This is a genomic window from Pseudomonas psychrophila (assembly GCF_001043005.1).
GTDB classification, from domain to species: Bacteria; Pseudomonadota; Gammaproteobacteria; order Pseudomonadales; family Pseudomonadaceae; genus Aquipseudomonas; species Aquipseudomonas psychrophila.
In genome coordinates this window covers 1,125,829-1,145,047 of the sequence record NZ_JYKZ01000001.1, presented here as the reverse complement: position 1 = coordinate 1,145,047, position 19,219 = coordinate 1,125,829, and the positions used below count along the sequence as shown (strand labels likewise).

Sequence of the window (19,219 nt, the reverse complement as noted above, 5' to 3'; positions counted from 1 at the left end):
AAAACAACAGGAGATCGACATGTCTGATGCAGACAGCCGGCGCTTTATCATCCGTGACCGCAACTGGCACCCCAAAGCCTTGACCCCCGATTACAAAACGTCCATTGCCCGCTCCCCGCGTCAGGCGCTGGTGAGCATCCCGCAATCGGTCAGTGAAACCAGTGGTCCTGACTTTTCCCACCTGAAATTCGGTAAGTTCGACAACGACCTGCTGCTCAATTTCAACAACGGTGGTTTGCCTATCGGTGAGCGGATCATCCTGGCGGGTCGGGTGCGCGATCAGTACGGCAAGCCGATTCCTCACACCCTGGTTGAAATCTGGCAAGCCAACGCAGGCGGCCGCTATCGCCACAAGAACGACCGCTACCTGGCGCCGCTGGACCCCAATTTTGGCGGCGTGGGCCGCACCCTGACGGACAGCGAAGGCTATTACAGTTTCCGCACAGTTAAACCAGGCCCCTACCCTTGGCGTAACGGGCCAAACGACTGGCGCCCGGCGCATATTCACGTTTCTATCAGCGGCCCCTCGATTGCCACGCGGCTGATTACCCAGCTGTATTTTGAAGGTGATCCGATGATCCCGATGTGCCCGATCGTCAAATCGATTACCAACCCGGATGCCGTGCAAAGCCTGATAGCACGACTGGACATGGGCGCGGCCAATCCGATGGATTGTCTTGCGTATCGTTTTGACATTGTGCTGCGCGGTCAGCGCAAGACTCACTTCGAAAACTGCTGAGGAACCCCGTCATGCCTATCGAACTGCTTCCGGAAACCCCATCGCAAACCGCTGGTCCCTACGTGCATATCGGCTTGGCCCTGGCGGCGGCCGGCAACCCGTCGCGACCTGAAGAAATCTGGAGCGAGATGGCCAAGCCTGACGCTGCGGGCGAACCTATTGTGCTGTTTGGCAACGTCTATGACGGCAATGACCACTTGGTGCGCGACTCCTTTCTGGAGCTGTGGCAAGCCAACCATGAAGGGGTCTATGACGAGGATTTTGATTCAGAAAAAGCCTTCAACAGTTTCGGCCGTACCGCGACCACCTTCGATGCGGGTGAATGGACGCTTAGCACCATCAAACCGGGTGTGGTCAATAACGCTGGCGGTGTGCCAATGGCGCCGCACATCAACGTGTCGCTCTTTGCCCGTGGCATCAATATCCACTTGCAAACGCGCCTGTATTTCAGCGACGAGCCAGAGGCGAACGCCAAGTGCCCGGTGCTCAACCTGATTGAGCAACCACAACGCCGCGAAACCTTGATCGCCCAGCGCTGCGAAGTGAATGGCAAAACGGCCTACAAGTTTGATATCCGAATCCAGGGCGAAGGGGAGACGGTGTTCTTCGACTTTTAAACGTGCGTGGTGTTAACGCAAAGCCCGTAGCAGCTGCCGAGGAACGACGGCTGCGTTCGATTGCGCAGCGATCGTAAAAACCTGAGCTCGCGGTACTTCTGAAAAATCGCGTGCTCAGGTTTTACGACGACTTCGTCCTCGAACGCAGCCTTCGTTCCTCGGCAGCTGCTACGTGACTTATGTGCGGCCGCGCCGCTGCTGCCACGCCGCCGCCAGCCCGCTGATGCAGATAATCGCAATGCCGATGCGGCTGGTCAGGTCAGGCGTGTGGTCAAAAAGCAACCACCCCAACACCCCTGAAAACACAATCTGGCAGTAGCTGAACGGTGCCAGCAAGGCCGGTGCTGCCACACGAAACGATTGGGTCAGCAGCAAATGCGCTGTCATCCCCAGCGAGCCCAATGCCAGCATTTGCAGGCCGTGGGTCAGTGTCGGTGTTTGCCAGAAAAACGGCACCAGCGCACTCATCACCAGCACATTGAAGAGCCCGGCAAAAAAGTTGCTGGTAGTGGGGCTGTCGTACGCGCTGAGTTTGCGCGTGAGGATTTGATAGCAGCTAAAACACAACGCTGCTGCCATCGGCAACAACACCGCCGGCGTGAACAGTTCGCCCCCCGGGTGAATGATGATCACCACACCGATAAACCCACACACCACGGCCATCCATTGCCCGCGAGTCACCGTTTCGCCCAGTAAGGGCCCGGACAATGCGGCGACCAGCAGCGGTGCCAGAAAGTTGACCGCCGTATTTTCCGCCAGTGGGATAAACAGCAACCCATAGGTGAAAAAAAGGCCCGAGCCCAGTAGGCAAATAGCCCGCAAAACCTGAAGCAAGGGCCGCTTGCTTCGCAATACACGCAGCCCTGATTGCGGCAGAAAGATCCCTGCCATCAGCACGGTGTGCACCAGATAACGTGCCCACACCACCATCACCACCGGGTAAATACCACTGAGGTACTTGGACAGTGCATCGTGACTGGAGAACAGCGCAGTGGCCGTCACTATCAGCAGGATGCCCTTCAAAGGGTGGTTCACCCCTGAAAGGGGTGTGGGTAATGTCATCGAATACCTCGTTGTTCTATGCGCTAAACCTGTGGGATTTTTCGCGGCGCCATGAAGTACATCCACACTAACGCAATGAAGTACATCGCTGGAATCATGGTGAACAGCAAGGTGTAATTATTGTTCGTGACGGTCAGCACATAGCCCACAAACTGGGTCATAAACATCCCGCCGATAGCGGCGCACATGCCGCCAAAACCGAACACGGTTCCCATCATGTGTTTGGGCGTGTAGTCCATCACCATGCTCCACACGTTGGCGGTCCAGGCCTGATGCGCACCCAGTGCCAGGGCGATGGCTCCCACCGCGACCCACAGTTGGCTGGAGCCCGCAGCCATTACCACACCGATGATGCTGATTGCGCACAACAGCATCGACACCAGTCGCGCCTTCACTGCCGCCATGCCGCGCTTGATCATCATCGAAGACAGAATCCCGCCGCCGACGCTGCCGAAATCGGCAGTGATATAGATGATGATCAGCGGTATACCCATCTGGGTCACGCTGATGCCCAGGTTGTATTGCTGGTTCAGGAAAGGCGGTAACCAATACAAGTAGAACCAGAACACCGGTGCCGTCATGGCGTAGGACAACGCGAAGGCCCACGTTCCGCGCATCTTGAGGATGGTGCCGAACGAAACGGTGGTTTGCTCAGGCTCTTTTTCTTGCTGGATATAAGCCAGTTCTTCTTTGCTAACGGTTGGATGATCTTCCGGGTTGTAGTACTTCAAACCCCAGAAAATCAGCCAAATCCCCCCCAATGCCGCCATGCACAAAAAGGCGGCTTGCCAGCCCCACACATGCAGCACCAATGGCAGCAACATCGGAGTGAACATGGCGCCGACGTTGGTACCGGCGTTAAAAATTCCGCTGGCCACAGCCCGCTCGCTGGCCGGGAACCACAGGCGCGTGGTTTTTACGCAGGCCGGGTAGTTGGCGGCTTCGGTCAGGCCGAGAATGAAGCGGCAAATCATGAAACCTGCCGCCGAAGTGGCGAGGCCATGGGCACCGGTTGCCAGGCTCCAGAGCAAGACGGCGCAGAAGAACACGCGCTTGACCCCAACCCGGTCAATCAGGCGGCCTTGCAGGACGAAGCCAATGGCGTAGCCCACTTGAAACCAGAAGTTGATGTTGGCGTAGTCCATCGCCGTCCAGCTCATCTCTTTGGCCAGGATCGGTTGCATGACGCCCAGGGCTGCGCGGTCGATAAAATTCAGTGTGGTGGCGAAAAACACCAGTGCGAGCATGCCCCAACGGGTTCTGCCAGTCGCCAGGGTGCCGCGAATCTTGTCACCGATTCCTGCGTTTGGAGCGTGAGCAGAGGTAGTGCGTGCAGTCGGAGAAGGGACCATGGATGTTTACCCGTTTCTTGGAATTTTTATGTGGTGTTGCACAACAGTTGATGCAAGAAGTACGGGTTCGATGGTGGCGAGTGGACAAAAAATCGTCAATTCAAGATAGGCCATAATGTTCGATAATCGCACGCAAAACTAACCGGTTGGTACAGATTGGTTGCTCAATAATAGGGCGCCCTTAATAATCAAGCCATCAACAAATGCCGTCGCCTGCAGTCTGCACCAATCCTGGGAGTTTTAAATGAAGCGTTCGATCGCCACTGTTTCCTTGAGCGGCACCCTGCCAGAGAAGCTGGACGCCATTGCGGCGGCGGGTTTTGACGGGGTCGAGATCTTTGAAAACGACCTGCTCTATTACGACGGCAGCCCTCGTGAAGTGCGCCAGATGTGTGCAGACCTGGGGTTGACCATTAGCCTGTTTCAGCCGTTTCGTGATTTTGAAGGTTGCCGCCGCGATCGCCTCGCCCGCAACCTTGATCGCGCCGAGCGCAAGTTTGACTTGATGCAGGAGCTGGGCACCGACCTGGTGCTGGTGTGCAGTAATGCCGCGTCAGACTCGGTGGGTGACCGGCAAATTTTGCTGGATGATCTGAGCCTGCTTGCCGAACGTGCGGGTGCGCGCAACGTGCGCATTGGTTACGAGGCGCTGGCGTGGGGGCGTCACGTTAATACCTGGCAACAGGTCTGGGACTTGGTGCGCCAGATCGACCACCCCAATCTTGGCGTGTTGCTCGACAGCTTCCACACCCTGTCGCTCAAGGGTGATCCAAGCGCCATTGCGCAGATTCCCGGCGATAAGATCTTCTTTGTACAAATGGCTGATGCACCGATTCTGGCAATGGATGTTCTGGAATGGAGCCGCCATTTCCGATGTTTCCCAGGGCAGGGCGAGTTCGACCTGCCGGGCTTTTTGGCGCCGATCATACAAAGTGGCTACACAGGGCCTCTGTCGCTGGAAATATTCAATGACGGTTTTCGGGCTGCGCCGCCGCGGGCCAATGCGGCCGATGGCTTGCGTTCGTTGTTGTACCTCGAGGAAAAGACCCGCGAACGGCTTGTGCAGCAAGCGGCCCCGGCCGCGACGCTTGAACCCTTGTTTGCACCGCCTCAAGCCAGTCAGTACGACGGCATCGAGTTCCTGGAATTTGCCGTGGATGAAAGTCAGGGCGCGCAACTCACTCACTGGCTCGAACGCCTGGGGTTCAGCAAGGCCGGGCAGCACCGTTCAAAAAACGTGAGCTTGCTGCGCCAGGGCGACATCAACCTGATCCTCAACGCTGAACCCTATTCGTTCGCCCATAACTTTTTTGAGGCCCACGGCCCATCGTTGTGCGCCACTGCACTGCGTGTGCAGGACAGCACCAGCGCTCTGGCCCGTGCCGTGGCCTATAAAGGCCAGCCCTATCGCGGGCTGGTCGGCCCCAATGAGCTGGAGCTGGCGGCGGTGCGCGCACCGGATGGCAGCCTGATTTATCTGGTGGACCAAGACGCTGCGGGCAAGCCGCTGTATGAGTCGGACTTCACCCTCACGCCCACCCCGTCAGCCCAGGGCGGGCTCAAGCGCATTGACCATATGGCCATGGCATTGCCAGCTGATAGCCTCGACAGCTGGGTACTGTTCTATAAAAGCCTGCTGGATTTCGAGGCGGATGATGAAGTGGTGCTGCCAGACCCTTATGGCTTGGTAAAAAGCCGAGCGTTGCGTAGCCGATGCAGCTCGATTCGTTTGCCGTTGAATATTTCCGAAAATAGAAACACTGCCATCTCACACGCCTTGTCGAGTTATCGGGGTTCAGGTGTACATCACATTGCTTTCGAGTGTGACGATCTGTTTGCTGAAGTCAGCCGTGCCAAGGCTGCGGGCGTGCCGCTCCTGGATATCCCGCTCAACTACTACGACGACCTGGCGGCGCGGTTTGATTTTGATGATGAGTTCTTGAGCGAGCTGGCCTATTTCAACGTGCTGTACGACCGGGATGCGCAGGGCGGCGAGCTGTTTCACGTGTATACCGAAGCGTTTGAAGGGCGTTTTTTCTTCGAGCTTTTACAGCGCAAAAATGGCTATGCCGGCTATGGCGCTGCAAACGTAGCCGTGCGGTTGGCTGCCATGGCCAAGTCGCGCAGTGGCGCGGTGCGTCAGGCAAAGCTGTAGGGCGACTTCCTTCATAGAGCAGGGCGCCCCATAATCGCGGGCATTCCAACATGGCCGTGAACCTTACATGACCGACATTCCAGAGCTCGACACCGGCGCCACGGCACCGGTCGTCGAACCGCGTAAAAGCCGTAAGAACAACCCCGAAAAGACGCGGGAAAATATCCTGCAAGAAGCGATTGTCGAGTTCGTGGAGCAAGGGTTGTCGGGAGCACGGGTGGACGCTATTGCAGAGCGCACCAAGACCTCCAAACGGATGATCTATTACTACTTCACCAGCAAGGAGCAGCTCTACGTTGAGGTGCTGGAGAAGCTGTACGGCGAAATCCGCAGCATCGAAGGTCGTTTGAACCTGGATCAGCTTGAGCCGGTCGAGGCCATTCGGCGGCTGGTGGAGTTCACGTTCGATCACCACGATATGAACGCGGACTTTGTGCGCATTGTCAGCATCGAAAATATTCACAAGGGTGAGTACATCAAGCGTTCGGAAGGCATCAAAGCCATGAACGACACGATTGTGCATGCGCTGGAAAACATCCTGCGGCGCGGCGTTGAACAAAAGGTATTCCGTGCGGGGCTAAACCCGCTGGATGTCCATTTACTGGTCAGTTCATTCTGTTTTTATCGAGTGTCGAACCGGTACACACTGGGTGAGATTTTCCAGGTCGACTTTTCCGATCTGCAGGTCAAGCAGCGTCAGCGCGACATGATGTGTGACGCGGTGTTGCGTTATTTACAGGCATGACCGGGCGCCACATTTCTGGAAATGAAATCCAATACCAATTGAAAATCATTCTCGACAAAAAGTAAGATAGCCGCCCCTTTCCTTCATGCTCAGGGAGTCGGTTTGTCGGATATGGATCTCAAAGGCTTGTTCCTCAAGCATGCCGGTACCCTGCGCGGGTATCTGGCGCGCAAGGTGCGAGACCCTCAGCTGGCCGCAGACCTGGTGCAGGAAAGTTTTCTGCGCATGGCCGAGCGTGGGCGCAAGGAGCACATCGACAACACCCCCGGCTATCTGTATCGCATCGCGGGCAACCTGTTGGTCGATCACATTCGCCAGGAAACCCGACGCAAGACCGACTCGGTTGCCCACGAAGCACTGGCCGAAATCGAAGATGAACTGGCAGGGCTGGAGGCCCAGGCGATGGCTGAACAACAGCGCATGGCTCTAAAGCAGGCATTGTCCGAGTTGCCCGAAAGGACTCAGGAAATCTTCCGTCTCAACCGCATCGAGGGCATGACCCATGCTCAAGTTGCGCGCCATCTTGAAATTTCTGACAGCTCAGTGCAAAAGCATCTGTCAAAAGCCTTGGCCTACGTCATGCAGCGCCTACAAGAGCCTGAGAAATAACATTCAAATATGTAGATGAATGGCTTACTGAGTTTTAGCCGGCGAGACGTCACTGCTTATATATAACGAGAAATAGAGATTCACACCTGATGAGCCAAGGCCCCGAACAGCAGATCATTACTGAAGCGGCCGCCGAGTGGGCGGTGCGTCTGCACGCGGGTGCGTTGAGTGAAGACGCCCGGGCGCAACTGGACCTGTGGCTGGCAGCCGATGAGCGCCATGCCCCGGCGTTGCGTTTTGCCGAGCAGACTTGGGCGGCGCTGGGAGCGTTGGCGCTGGAGCCAAGGCCCGTAACGCATCGCCAGCCTGCGGCCGCTATACGCCCTGTTCCGATGACTCGACGCCGGCGCCCGATACGTTGGGCCGGGCGCGCGGCGGTGCTGTCGCTGGTGCTGGCCGTCGGCTGGATCAGCGGCCCGACCCTGCTGCTTCAAATGCAGGCGGACTACCGCACGGGTGCAGGCGAAATCCGCACCGTTCAACTCGCCGATGGCAGCTCGGTCGAGCTGGACGCATCCAGTGCAATCAGCATCGACTACGACACCCGCGAGCGGCGGATCAGATTGCTTTCGGGGTCGGCCGTGTTTGACGTGTCGCCCATGGGCGAAGCCGAAACCCGGCCTTTTGTGGTGCAGAGTGCGGGTGGGCGAACCCGGGCGCTGGGCACGCAATTTGTGGTTGGTCGGGAAAGCAGCGACCAGGCATGGGTCGGGGTGTTGCAGCACAGCGTTGCGGTCAGCCTGTTGACTCCACCGGTTCAGGGCGCGGCGCAGCAAACCCTGGAAGAAGGCCAAAGCGCCCGCTACAGCGCACAGGAGGGTGTACAAAAACTGCCCGGTTTCGACCTCAACGCGGCCACCAGTTGGCGCCGTGGTGTACTGGTCTTTGACCGTCAACCGCTTGCCCACGTGATCGAACAGCTCAACCGCTATCGCCCCGGCCAGATTGTATTGGCCAATCCTGCCCTGGCCAGTCGACAGGTCAGCGGTGTATTCCGCCTCGAAATGCTCGACAGCGCACTGCACACCCTCACCCAGGAGCTGCATGTGCAGCGCGTCGAACTGGCGGGCGTGAGCCTGGTGTATTGAGCCACCACCCAACCTGTGGGAGCTGCCTTGCCGACGAGGCAGGCGGCGCGGTGTGTCAGGCAGATTGCAGTGCGGCTATCGCGAGCAAGCCCGCTCCCACAGGGCCCTCCAGCGCTTTTTGAAAATTAATCGCAAAAACCTTTACTGACTTCACCCCGATGTTACGTCTTGCTATTGAGATTCATTCGCAAAGCAGCTCGTAGCCTGGGGAAAATAAAAATGATGGGTAGTCAGCGCAAAGGGGTGCAGTCCGCAAGCCGGTTAGCCTTTGCTGTTCATGTCGCACTGTTTGCGTCGCTGGCGGTGCAAGCGCCGGTACAGGCCGCTGAAAAAGTCAGCAGCGCCGTGAAACAAGAATTTATCGCCTTCCATATTCCGGCCCAGCCGCTGGACAAGGCCGTGCTGATTTTTGCCGAACAGGCTGGCCTGCAAGTGCTGTTCGACAGCCAGATGCTGCAAGGCCTGAAATCCTTAGCGCTCAATGGCGACTTCGGCGTACAGGAAGGTCTGGCCCGTTTGCTGGGTGGCAATCCGGTGGAGTACCGCTTTACCGGCGAACGCCAGGTCACCCTGACCCGCGTCAGCGGCGAACACAATGGCGCACTGGCATTGGGCACTACTTCGGTGACGGCCAGCGAAGGCAGTAATGGGGATTGGGTGTATCAGACCCCATCCTCCGTCGCTGTCATCACCCGCGAGCAAATCAACAAGCGTGCCCCCCGTCACGCAGCCGACATGCTTGAAGAAACCGCGGGCGTGTACACCGCCGTCAATCAGCGTGACCAGGGCCTTTCGGTCAACATCCGCGGTATTCAGGACTATGGCCGGGTCAACATGAACGTTGATGGCATGCGCCAGAATTTCAACGTCAACGGTCACCAGCAACGCAATGGCGTGATGTTGATCGACCCGGAAATGGTCTCCAGCGTTGAAATCGACAAAGGCGCCCAGTCCGGCATGGGCGGTGCGGGCGTATTGGGGGGTATTGCCAGCTTTAACACCCTGCAAGCCAGCGAGTTCCTGGAAGACGGCAAAGAGTACGGCGGGCGCATCCGGGCCGGCAGCGGTATCGGTAAATTGGGTAACGGCACCTATTTCAATGGTGGTGGCGTCTTCGCATTTGGCAATGATCTTGGCGATGTTTTGGTTGCTTATAGCGAGCGCCATTTTGGTGACTACCGTACCGGTCGGCAAAACGCCGATAACCTGGGCGTAAATATTCGCAACAAGAACAAATATCGCGAAGCCTGGACAGACTGGCTGACCAGTGAAGTAGGCGATACCGGCAGCGTGACCCGTTCGCAGATGGTCAAGTTCGGGCTGAACCTGCCCAACGACCAACGAGCGCAGTTCACTTACCTGGAAACCGACAGCGATAGCGCTGACGCATGGACCAACCTCAATGCGACGCAGGATGGTTATGACTATGTGCGTACCGGTAAAAGCGATATCAATACCGGCAACCTGGCGCTGGATTACAGCTACAACCCGGATAACGAGCTGATCGACTTCAAAAGTAAACTTTATTACGTCAATACGCAGCTTGATCGGCGTAATGCCCCCCACAAAGCGTCGGCTAATAGTGGTAATGCGTTTGATGGTTACGAAGATGAGTTTCGCACCAGCACATGGGGTTTTCAGGTAGAAAACACGTCCCGGTTTGACTTCAACAACTACGGGCAACTGAGCTGGAACTATGGTCTGGAAAGCTATCAGGACATCTTGAAATCCAAGAACAATCTGGTGCCGGCCGAGAACGAGAATGATCTGCCCTGGGTCGAGGGAGCAGACCCGGAAGGCAAACGCACCATGGCCAGCCTGTTCAATAACCTGCATTACCAGTACAGCTATTGGCTGGCGCTGGATGCCGGGTTGCGTTATGACCGCTATCGCCTGGAAGGCAAAACGGGCATGAGTTTATGGCAAGCGCAGGTCACTCCAGGGGAGAATGGTGGCGAGGTGATGACCTCGGGGACTACTGTAAGAAATGTTTATTTCTATGATTCAGATCGTGAAGAAGGCAAGTTTTCACCGACGTTTGGTATAGGGATAAAGCCCGGAGTTGACTGGTTGCAGTTCTATGGGCGATGGGGCCAAGGCTGGCGCCCGCCGGCGGTGACTGAGGTGTTTATGACCGGGCGGCCCCATGGGGGGAATGCGCCGGAGCGGGTTTACCCCAATCCATACCTGAAAGCTGAGGAAAACCGGGAATGGGAGTTCGGTTTAAATATCTTTAAAGAATCCCTGTTCTTTAATAATGACCGGCTTGGAGTAAAAGTTGCTTACTTTGATAATAACATCAAGAACTTCTCATTTTTACACTATGGTGTCTCTCTTCCAGGGTCGGCGGATGTCGTCGGGTCGGGTCGCTCTGCGTATGTGAATAACCAGGCGGAGACCCGGTTTCGCGGCGTTGAATATCAGTTGAATTACGATATGGGACGGTTGTATACCAACCTGAGTTACACGCACATGATTGGCCGTAATGAATTTTGCTCAAGTGGGTACTATATGGGCGGCGCCAAGAAAAGGGGCGAGCTTATTAAGATAATCAGGACGCCCTACACCCGGCCTAATGGCAAGATTGGCTACATTAATACTAGAGTCACTGAATGGCTCGATGACCCGGACAGAAACAACAAAATCGATTGCGGATCTACGATGGGTAATGCGGCATATATGCCCGCAGATCGAGGGTCTCTAACAGTGGGGGCTCGTTTCCTTGAGCGGCGCCTGGACACGGGGATACGCTTTCGCTACAGCCCTGGTAATGGCGCGGGTCTGAATGAATGGAGTTACTCCGGTATAGAGCAAGCACACTGGCCTAAATACAGCGTGTACGACCTGTATGCAAGTTACTGGCCGACGGACACGTTGAATATTACCTTATCATTAGAGAACGCTACCGACGAAGCCTACTTTGTGGCCATGGGTGATGCCAATAACTTGAGCATGGCGCGCGGTCGGACATTGAGTGGCATGCTCGAATATAAATTCTAAATAACGGCCTGTTTGCTTCGTTATATAAAAGATTGCTCGTTGTGAGCAAAGGCGTGCATCGCTGTGCGCCACTTCACTGAAACTATCTAAGGAAGAAGTTCAAGTCATGACTATTTCAATTAACTATAGTTCGTTTGTTGGTTCTGATTCGATTGGTGACGTGCTTAGCGATTGGGCCCAGGGTTTTAAAACTGCGGGTCACGGTCTAAGCAATACCGGTGGTTTCAATAGTGGCGGCCGTGCTCAAGATGGTGAGCAGTATGCGACGCATGGTGCCAATAATTCGGACTACGCCTTTATCGCAGGAAGCGATACCAGCAATGGCCTGCATTATGTGTATGACCCTAAAGTCTCTGCTGGCGACAACATGAACCATTACCTGTGGGGTGAACTGGACAGCGTGAGTTTGGGTGAAGTGCTGACTGGTGGTTCGGGCAGCGCGTTTGGCCTGGGCGACTACACCGTCTCCTTCAACGGCCTCGACCTGTCCGCCGCCAGCGATGCGGGCCGTGCTGGCAACGCTGTTCAAGACGTGATCTACGGCCTGATGAAAGGCGACGTATCGGGTCTGGAAGGCGTGCTCAACAACCTGCTGAGCGGGTTCGGCCTGAGCACCGATTCAACCTTCGACCAACTGGCGGCAGCTGGCCTGGCTCACGCCGATGCACCGCTGGCGGCTGATATCAGCCTGGTGGGCGTGCAAGAAGTGGTTCAGGACTGGGCTCTGGCGGCGTAACTCCCGCTCACTTCAGTGAACTCCAATCCTGTGGGAGCCGGGCTTGCCCGCGATTGCATCGCAGGCAAGCCAGGCTCCCACAGGGTTTTCGGCCCACTTCCTCGGAATCCTTCCATGACCCGGCCCAAAGCCAACGAGATGCTGGCTGCCTTGACGGCCTACAAACGCGCTTTTTTCAATATTGGCCTGTTCTCGGCCGTGATTAATTTACTGATGCTGGCGCCGGCGTTGTACATGTTGCAGGTGTATGACCGGGTGCTGGCATCAGGCAATCAAATGACCCTGTTGATGCTGACGCTGATGATCCTCGGCCTCTTTGGCCTGATGGGCGCGTTGGAATGGGTGCGTAGCCAGGTGGTGATCCGCCTCGGCACGCAGATGGATATGCGCTTGAATCAGCGCGTCTACGACGCCGCGTTCGAAGCGCAATTGCGCACCGGCAACCCGGCGGCCGGGCAGGCGCTGAATGACCTCACCAGCCTGCGTCAATTTGCGACTGGCAATGCCCTGTTCGCATTCTTCGATGCGCCGTGGTTTCCGGTGTACCTGTTTGTGATTTTTATGTTCAGCCCCTGGCTGGGGCTGCTGGCCCTGGGCGGTGCGGTGCTGTTGATGATACTGGCGTGGGTCAATCAACGCGTCTCGCAAGCCCCACTTAAAGCCGCCAGTGAGTTGTCGGTGCAAGCCACCCAGCAAGCCAGCGCCCATCTGCGCAATGCCGAGGCCATCGAGGCCATGGGGATGCTCGATACCTTGCGTGGGGGCTGGCTGGCACAACACACGGCTTTTTTGGCACAGCAAAATCTGGCCAGTGAAAAGACCGCCACGGTCAGTGCCTGGTCAAAAGGTGTACGCCTGGCCCTGCAGTCGCTGGTGCTGGGGCTCGGCGCCTTGCTGGCGGTACAAGGACAAATCACTGCCGGGATGATGATCGCCGGCTCCATCCTGATGGGCCGCGTATTGAGTCCCATCGATCAGTTGATTGGTGTGTGGAAGCAATGGACTTCGGCGCGGTTGGCCTATCAACGTCTCGAAGCATTGCTGCACAGCTATCCGCCGCGAGCCCGGCGCATGGCATTGCCTGCGCCTCGGGGCGAACTGGCGGTGGAGCAATTGAGCGCCAGCGCTCCCGGCACCCGTCGAGCCACCCTGGCCAACCTGAGCTTCACCCTGCCGGCCGGGCAAGTGATGGGGGTGATCGGGCCTTCTGGCTGCGGCAAGTCGACCCTTGCCCGGCTGTTGATTGGGGTGTGGCAGCCGCTGGCGGGCAAGGTACGGCTGGACGGGGCTGAGTTGTCGCAGTGGGACAAGCATCAGCTCGGGCCTCATCTGGGGTATTTGCCCCAAGACATCCAGCTGTTTGCCGGGACCATCGCGCAAAACATCGCACGCTTTGCCGAGGTGGATGCCGACAAGGTGTTGGCCGCCGCGCAACTGGCAGGCGTGCATCAACTGATTCTGCAATTGCCCGAGGGGTATGAAACGCGCCTGGGTGAAGGCGGCGCAGGGCTGTCCGGCGGGCAGAAGCAACGCATCGGCCTGGCCCGTGCACTTTACGGCTTGCCAGCGGTGATCGTGCTCGACGAACCCAACTCCAACCTCGATGAAGCCGGGGAACAGGCCTTGTTACAGGCCATTGCCCAGCTCAAACAGCACAAGCGAACACTGATTTTGATCACCCATAAACCCAATGTGCTGACCCTCACCGACTACCTGTTGATTCTGCGCGAAGGTCAGCTGCAAGCCTTTGGCCCCACGGCCAAGGTGCTTGGTGCGCCCGCTGCAGCGAAATCTGCGGCGCCCAAGCCTGCTATGAATGTGAGCTATCGGCTCGGTACGGCAGAGGCGGGCAAGGCATGAAGTATTCGAACGCCAAGGTCCCTGGGGACAGCAATGTGCTGCAACTGGATGACACACGCTATTCGCGTTTGGGTTGGCTGTTGATGCTCGGCGGCTTTCTCGGGTTTCTCGGCTGGGCCGCTTTGGCGCCGCTGGACAAGGGCGTCGCGGTGTCGGGCAAGGTGATGGTTTCGGGCCATCGCAAAGTGGTGCAGCACCCCAGTGGCGGGATTGTTGAGCGGATCGACGTGCGTGATGGCGACAAGGTGGTTGCCGGTCAGGTTTTGATCCGGTTGAAGGAAACCCCGCTGCTGGGGCAGGCCCAGTCGTTGCGCAGCCAGTTTTATGGCTCGCTGGCCAGTGAGGCGCGGCTTAATGCCGAGCGCGATGGCGCACTGGAGGTCAGTTTTCCGACAGAGTTGACGACACTGGCGGCGGCGCCTGAAGTGGCGTCCAACCTGGCGTTGCAACGCCAACTGTTCGACAGCCGATGTCAGGCCTTGCTGCTGGATCAGCAAGGTATCCACGAAAGCATCGCAGGCGCCGAGGCGCAGTTGCGTGGGGTACGTGACTCCCAGGCCAGTAAAGTCCTGCAACGAACGGCGCTCACCGAACAACTGCAAGGTTTGCGTGAGCTGGCGCGGGAAGGGTTTATCCCGCGCAATCGCCTGCTGGACAGCGAGCGGGTGTACGCCCAGGTACTGGGCTCCATCAGCGAAGACTACGGTCGCATCGGTCAATTGCAGCGACAAGTGTTGGAGATGCGTCTGAAAATTCGGCAACTGGCCGAGGAGTATCAAAAGGAAGTCCGAACCCAACTAGCCGACACCCGAGTGCGCACCGAGGATCTGCGCAACCGGCTGGCATCGGCCGAGTTTGAGTTGGCCAACAGCCAGTTGCGCGCTCCCGTGGCCGGAATTGTGGTGGGTCTGGATGTGTTCACGGAGGGGGGCGTGATCAAGCCCGGTCAGGCACTGATGGAAATCGTGCCCCAGGGAGAACCCCTGCTGGTTGAGGCGCGCGTGCCGGTTGAACTGGCCGACAAGGTTCACCCGGGCTTGCCGGTAGAGTTGATGTTCTCGGCCTTCAGCCAAAGCACCACGCCAAGGGTTGCGGGCGAGGTGACACTGGTGTCGGCGGATCGCCAGGTCGATGAGCGCACGGACGAGCCGTATTACACGCTGCGCGCACAGGTCAGCGATGCGGGCATGGCCCAACTGGCCGGGCTGCAGATTCGCCCGGGCATGCCGGTTGAAGCATTTGTGCGCACGGGCGAGCGCTCGATGCTCAATTACCTGTTCAAGCCGTTGCTCGACCGCACGCATATGGCGTTGGTGGAGGAATGACGGTGCGCCAGTTCTTATGTGGATTACTGATGGCGTGTGCTGGGCCGGTACAGGCGATGGGGTTGCTGGAAGCCTACGATCTGGCGATTCGAAACGACCCGACCTTCCATGCCGCCATTGAAGAGCGGGCGGCAGGGGAGGAGAACCGCGCCTTGGGTCGCTCGGCGTTGCTGCCCACCCTGTCGTGGAACTACAACAATTCGCGCAACGAGTCCGAAGTCACCCAGGCCAGCACTCGGACCGACCGCGACTACCGCAGTTATGCGGCGACCTTGACCTTGCAGCAACCGCTGCTGGACTACGAAGCCTACGCACGATTCCGACAAGGTGCAGCGCAGGCGCTGTTTTCTGATGAGCGCTTTCGCAGCAAAAGCCAGTATCTGGCGGTGCGCGTGCTCAGTGCCTACAGCCAGGCGCTGCTGGCGCAGGAGCGGATCGAATTGAGCCGGGCGCAAAAGCGCGCCTTTGCCGAGCGCCTGCAACTCAACCAACGGCTTCTTGAAGGCGGTGAGGGTACTCGCACCGATGTGCTGGAAACCCAGGCGCGCCTGAGCATGGCGGTGGCTGAAGAAATCGAGGCGCACGATAATCAGGACGCAGCCTTGCGTGAGCTGGAGGCGATGCTTGGTGAGCCGCTGCAGGTCGAGCAGCTTGCCCCGCTGGTGGCGCATTTTGTGATTCTGCCACTGGAACCTCAGCGCTTCGAAAGCTGGCGCGAACTGGCGTTGGCCAATAACCCGGAGCTGGCGTCGCAGCATCACGCGTTGACCGCGGCCGAGTATGAGGTGGAGCGCAAGCGGGCCGGGCATCTGCCCAAGCTCAGCTTGTATGCCAGCAGCCGTCAGACCAGCTCCGATTCGGAGAGCACCTACAACCAGAAATACGACACCAACAGCGTGGGCATTCAGCTCACCGTGCCGTTGTTTGCAGGGGGGGCGGTGTCGGCATCCACCCGTCAGGCCGCGCGGCAACTGTCCCAGGCTCAGTACGAACTGGACGCGCAAACAGCGACGACGCTGGTGGACCTGCGCAAGCAATACAACCTCAACAGCAGCGCGGCGGCCAAGGTGCGTGCGTATGAAATGTCCGTTGAGTCTGCCGGTGCCCTGGTGCAGGCGACGCAGAAAAGCGTGAGTGGGGGCGAGCGGGTCAATCTGGATGTGCTGGATGCCGAACAGCAGCTGTTCAGTGCCAAGCGGGATTTGGCTGAGGCGCGCTATGCCTATTTGCTGGCGCGGGTGCAGCTCAAGTACTACGCGGGGTTATTGAATGAAGGGGATTTGCGGCAGGTGGCGGGGTATTTTCGGGCCCATTAAACATGGCCAAATTGCGGCGTGGCCTTCGCGGGCAAGCCCGCTCCCACAGGTATTGCGCTGATCCTGTGGGAGCGGGCTTGCCCGCGATTCGGTCGACACGGTGTATCAGAACCTGTGTTTACCGGCGAACCAGCAACACGCCCGATTCCATGTGGTGAGTCCACGGGAATTGGTCAAATACTGCGCAGCGCTCAATCCGGTGAGTATCGTGCAGTTGGGCGATGTTCTCGGCCAATGTTGCAGGGTTGCACGAGATATACAGGATGTTATCGAAGCGGCGTGTCAGTTCGCAGGTGTCAGGGTCCATGCCCGCACGCGGCGGGTCAACGAAAACGCTGCCGAACTCGTAGCTTTTCAGGTCGATGCCCTGCAAACGACGGAACGGACGCACTTCATTCAGGGCTTCGGTCAGTTCTTCGGCTGACAAACGTACCAGCGTGACGTTATCCACAGCGTTGTCGCGCAAGTTGTTGAGCGCGGCATACACCGAGGTCTTGCTGATTTCGGTGGCCAGCACTTTGCGCACGCGAGTGGCCAGTGGCAGGGTGAAATTGCCGTTGCCGCAATACAGCTCAAGCAAATCATCCGAACGCTCGCCCAATGCTTCGTATGCCCAATTGAGCATCTTCTGGTTGACCGTGCCGTTGGGCTGGGTGAACGCGCCTTCAGGCTGTTGGTAGGTGAAGGTGCGACCCGCCACTTCCAGCGCTTCGACGACATGATCGCGGCCGATCACAACACGTTTACCCTTGGAGCGGCCGATCACGCTGATATCGAGGTCTTTGGCCAGCTGCTCGGCAGCGGTTTGCCAGTGCTCGTCCAGCGGGCGGTGATAGCACAAAGTGACCATCGCATCGCCTGCCAGGGTGGTCTGGAACTCCACCTGGAACAGCTTGTGGCTCAGGGGGGCGCTGGCTTTCCAGGCCGACTTGAGTTGCGGCATCAATTGGTTGATGCGCAAGCTGGCAATCGGAAACTCTTCGATCAGGATCGGCGTGCGCTTGTCATCCTGGGCGAACATGGCGTAGTGACGCTCGCCCCCTTCGCGCCACAGGCGAAATTCGGCCCGCAGACGAAAATGCTTCAGAGGCGAATCGAACACCTGGGGTTCTGGCGCATCGAATGGCGCCAGCAACTCGCGCAGACGCTGGGTCTTGGCCTCAAGCTCAACGGCGTAGGTAGCAGAATCAAACGGCAAAGCACTCATGCAGGAAACCAACCTAGCTTGACGACAAACAGAACCGACAGAATGATCAGCGGCGCATTAAGCTCGCGGGCCCGGCCCGACAGCAGCTTGATCACAGTCCAGGAAATAAAGCCGAAGGCGATGCCGTTGGCGATGGAGTAGGTAAACGGCATGGCCAGCGCGGTGATCACCACCGGGGCGGCAACGGTGACGTCGTCCCATTCGATTTCGGCCAGGCCGCTCATCATCAGTACCGCAACAAACATCAGTGCAGGTGCTGTGGCGAAGGCTGGAACGCTGGCGGCCAATGGCGAGAAGAACAACGCCAGCAGGAACATGATGCCGACCACGATGGCGGTCAGGCCGGTACGGCCACCGGCGCTCACGCCTGCCGCCGACTCGATGTAGCTGGTGGTGGTCGAAGTACCCAGCAACGAACCGGCCATGGCCGCGGTGCTGTCAGCGATCAGGGCGCGACCCATTTTTGGCATGTGGCCGTCTTTGCCCATCAAGCCAGCGCGCTTGGCCACGCCGATCAACGTGCCGGAGTTGTCGAACAGGTCAACGAACAGGAAGGCGAAGATTACGCTGATCAGGCCGATGTCCAGGGCGCCCTTGATGTCCAGTTGCAGGAAGGTCGGGGCCAGGGAAGGTGGCATCGACACGACGCCACCGAAATCGGTGACGCCCATTGCAATGGAAGCAATGGTCACGGCCAGAATGCCGATCAGCACCGCGCCCCGTACTTTCATCGCTTCCAAGGCAACAATCAGGGCAAAGCCCAGGGAGGCCAGAACCACTTTTGGCTGAGTCAGATCGCCCATGCCGACCAGCGTTGCCTTGTTGGCAACCACGATGCCGGCGTTACCCAGGGCGATCAGCGCCAGGAACAGGCCGATACCGGCGGCAATGGCCGAGCGCAGGGGCAGAGGAATACTGTTGATGATCCATTCGCGGATGCGGAAGATCGACAACAGGAAGAACAGCACCGCCGAGATAAATACCGCACCCAGCGCTACCTGCCAGGTGTGGCCCATGTGCAGCACCACGGTGTAGGTGAAGAAGGCGTTCAGGCCCATGCCCGGTGCCAGTGCAATCGGGTAGTTGGCAATAATGCCCATGGTTGCCGAGCCGATAGCCGCCGCCAGACAGGTGGCAACAAATACGGCGCCTTTGTCCATGCCCGTCTCACCGAGAATGCTCGGGTTCACGAACAGGATGTAGGCCATCGCCAGGAAGGTGGTGATACCCGCAAGAATCTCGGTACGCACATTGGTGTTGTGTGCTTTGAGTTGAAACAGCCTTTCCAGCATGCCAGTCCCCGTGGCGCCAAATGCGCCGTGATTAAATCGTTTTCAACAGCAAAGCACAGACGCGGACCGCCTGAAGAATTTCTGTCTGTCGGAAAAAGCCGCGCATCATACCAGCA

At 58.0% G+C, this 19,219-nt stretch carries 15 protein-coding genes; 11 read left to right on the top strand and 4 right to left on the bottom strand.

The genetic code is table 11. The features are described from left to right. Window positions 1-19 precede the first annotated feature (19 nt). Together pcaH and pcaG are read left to right on the top strand one after the other, a co-directional pair. Window positions 20-739 (top strand): protocatechuate 3,4-dioxygenase subunit beta, encoded by a 720-nt coding sequence (gene pcaH, locus TU76_RS05290; RefSeq protein WP_019824105.1) that lies wholly within the window; start codon window positions 20-22, stop codon window positions 737-739. Window positions 740-750: 11 nt separating this feature from the next. Further along, window positions 751-1,356: a protocatechuate 3,4-dioxygenase subunit alpha gene (gene pcaG, locus TU76_RS05285; RefSeq protein ID WP_048351205.1), complete on the top strand. Its 606-nt coding sequence runs from the start codon at window positions 751-753 to the stop codon at window positions 1,354-1,356. A 177-nt stretch (window positions 1,357-1,533) separates the two neighbouring features. Here pcaG and TU76_RS05280 read toward each other — a convergent pair whose 3' ends face one another. Next, complete coding sequence (locus TU76_RS05280; protein WP_046810566.1) at window positions 1,534-2,418, bottom strand: DMT family transporter; 885 nt, start codon at window positions 2,416-2,418, stop codon at window positions 1,534-1,536. Between the two features lie 23 nt (window positions 2,419-2,441). After that, the gene (locus TU76_RS05275) at window positions 2,442-3,770 is read right to left on the bottom strand and encodes an MFS transporter (protein ID WP_019824099.1); all 1,329 of its coding nucleotides are present in this window, start codon (window positions 3,768-3,770) and stop codon (window positions 2,442-2,444) included. Between the two features lie 244 nt (window positions 3,771-4,014). Between TU76_RS05275 and quiC the strand changes: the two genes are divergently transcribed. From quiC to TU76_RS05230, 9 genes are all read left to right on the top strand, one after another. Further along, on the top strand, window positions 4,015-5,925 hold the full coding sequence (gene quiC / locus TU76_RS05270) for a 3-dehydroshikimate dehydratase QuiC (protein WP_048351204.1): 1,911 nt from the start codon (window positions 4,015-4,017) through the stop codon (window positions 5,923-5,925). A 67-nt stretch (window positions 5,926-5,992) separates the two neighbouring features. After that, window positions 5,993-6,670, top strand: a complete 678-nt coding sequence (locus TU76_RS05265) for a TetR/AcrR family transcriptional regulator (protein ID WP_046810568.1) — start codon at window positions 5,993-5,995, stop codon at window positions 6,668-6,670. Window positions 6,671-6,772: 102 nt separating this feature from the next. Continuing rightward, window positions 6,773-7,279 carry an RNA polymerase sigma factor gene (locus tag TU76_RS05260; RefSeq protein WP_046810569.1) on the top strand — a complete coding sequence of 169 codons (507 nt, stop codon included), beginning with the start codon at window positions 6,773-6,775 and terminating at the stop codon, window positions 7,277-7,279. Between the two features lie 86 nt (window positions 7,280-7,365). After that, complete coding sequence (locus tag TU76_RS05255; protein ID WP_173667414.1) at window positions 7,366-8,367, top strand: FecR family protein; 1,002 nt, start codon at window positions 7,366-7,368, stop codon at window positions 8,365-8,367. 219 nt (window positions 8,368-8,586) lie between these two features. Further along, window positions 8,587-11,367, top strand: coding sequence for a TonB-dependent receptor (locus TU76_RS05250; protein WP_048351203.1), 2,781 nt, complete (start codon window positions 8,587-8,589; stop codon window positions 11,365-11,367). A 106-nt stretch (window positions 11,368-11,473) separates the two neighbouring features. After that, the gene (locus TU76_RS05245) at window positions 11,474-12,103 is read left to right on the top strand and encodes a heme acquisition protein HasA (protein ID WP_019824087.1); all 630 of its coding nucleotides are present in this window, start codon (window positions 11,474-11,476) and stop codon (window positions 12,101-12,103) included. Between the two features lie 114 nt (window positions 12,104-12,217). Next, the gene (locus TU76_RS05240; RefSeq protein WP_048351202.1) at window positions 12,218-13,963 is read left to right on the top strand and encodes a type I secretion system permease/ATPase; all 1,746 of its coding nucleotides are present in this window, start codon (window positions 12,218-12,220) and stop codon (window positions 13,961-13,963) included. Then, window positions 13,960-15,288, top strand: a complete 1,329-nt coding sequence (locus TU76_RS05235; protein ID WP_048351201.1) for an HlyD family type I secretion periplasmic adaptor subunit — start codon at window positions 13,960-13,962, stop codon at window positions 15,286-15,288. The genes TU76_RS05240 and TU76_RS05235 overlap by 4 nt, the downstream gene beginning before the upstream one ends. 29 nt (window positions 15,289-15,317) lie before the next feature. Then, window positions 15,318-16,604 carry a TolC family outer membrane protein gene (locus TU76_RS05230; RefSeq protein WP_088500090.1) on the top strand — a complete coding sequence of 429 codons (1,287 nt, stop codon included), beginning with the start codon at window positions 15,318-15,320 and terminating at the stop codon, window positions 16,602-16,604. A gap of 118 nt (window positions 16,605-16,722) precedes the next feature. Here TU76_RS05230 and trmA read toward each other — a convergent pair whose 3' ends face one another. Both trmA and TU76_RS05220 read right to left on the bottom strand, forming a co-directional pair. Continuing rightward, window positions 16,723-17,811 (bottom strand): tRNA (uridine(54)-C5)-methyltransferase TrmA, encoded by a 1,089-nt coding sequence (gene trmA / locus TU76_RS05225; protein ID WP_048351199.1) that lies wholly within the window; start codon window positions 17,809-17,811, stop codon window positions 16,723-16,725. Next, complete coding sequence (locus tag TU76_RS05220) at window positions 17,808-19,103, bottom strand: NCS2 family permease (protein ID WP_019824076.1); 1,296 nt, start codon at window positions 19,101-19,103, stop codon at window positions 17,808-17,810. The genes trmA and TU76_RS05220 overlap by 4 nt, the downstream gene beginning before the upstream one ends. Between the last annotated feature and the right edge of the window lie 116 nt (window positions 19,104-19,219).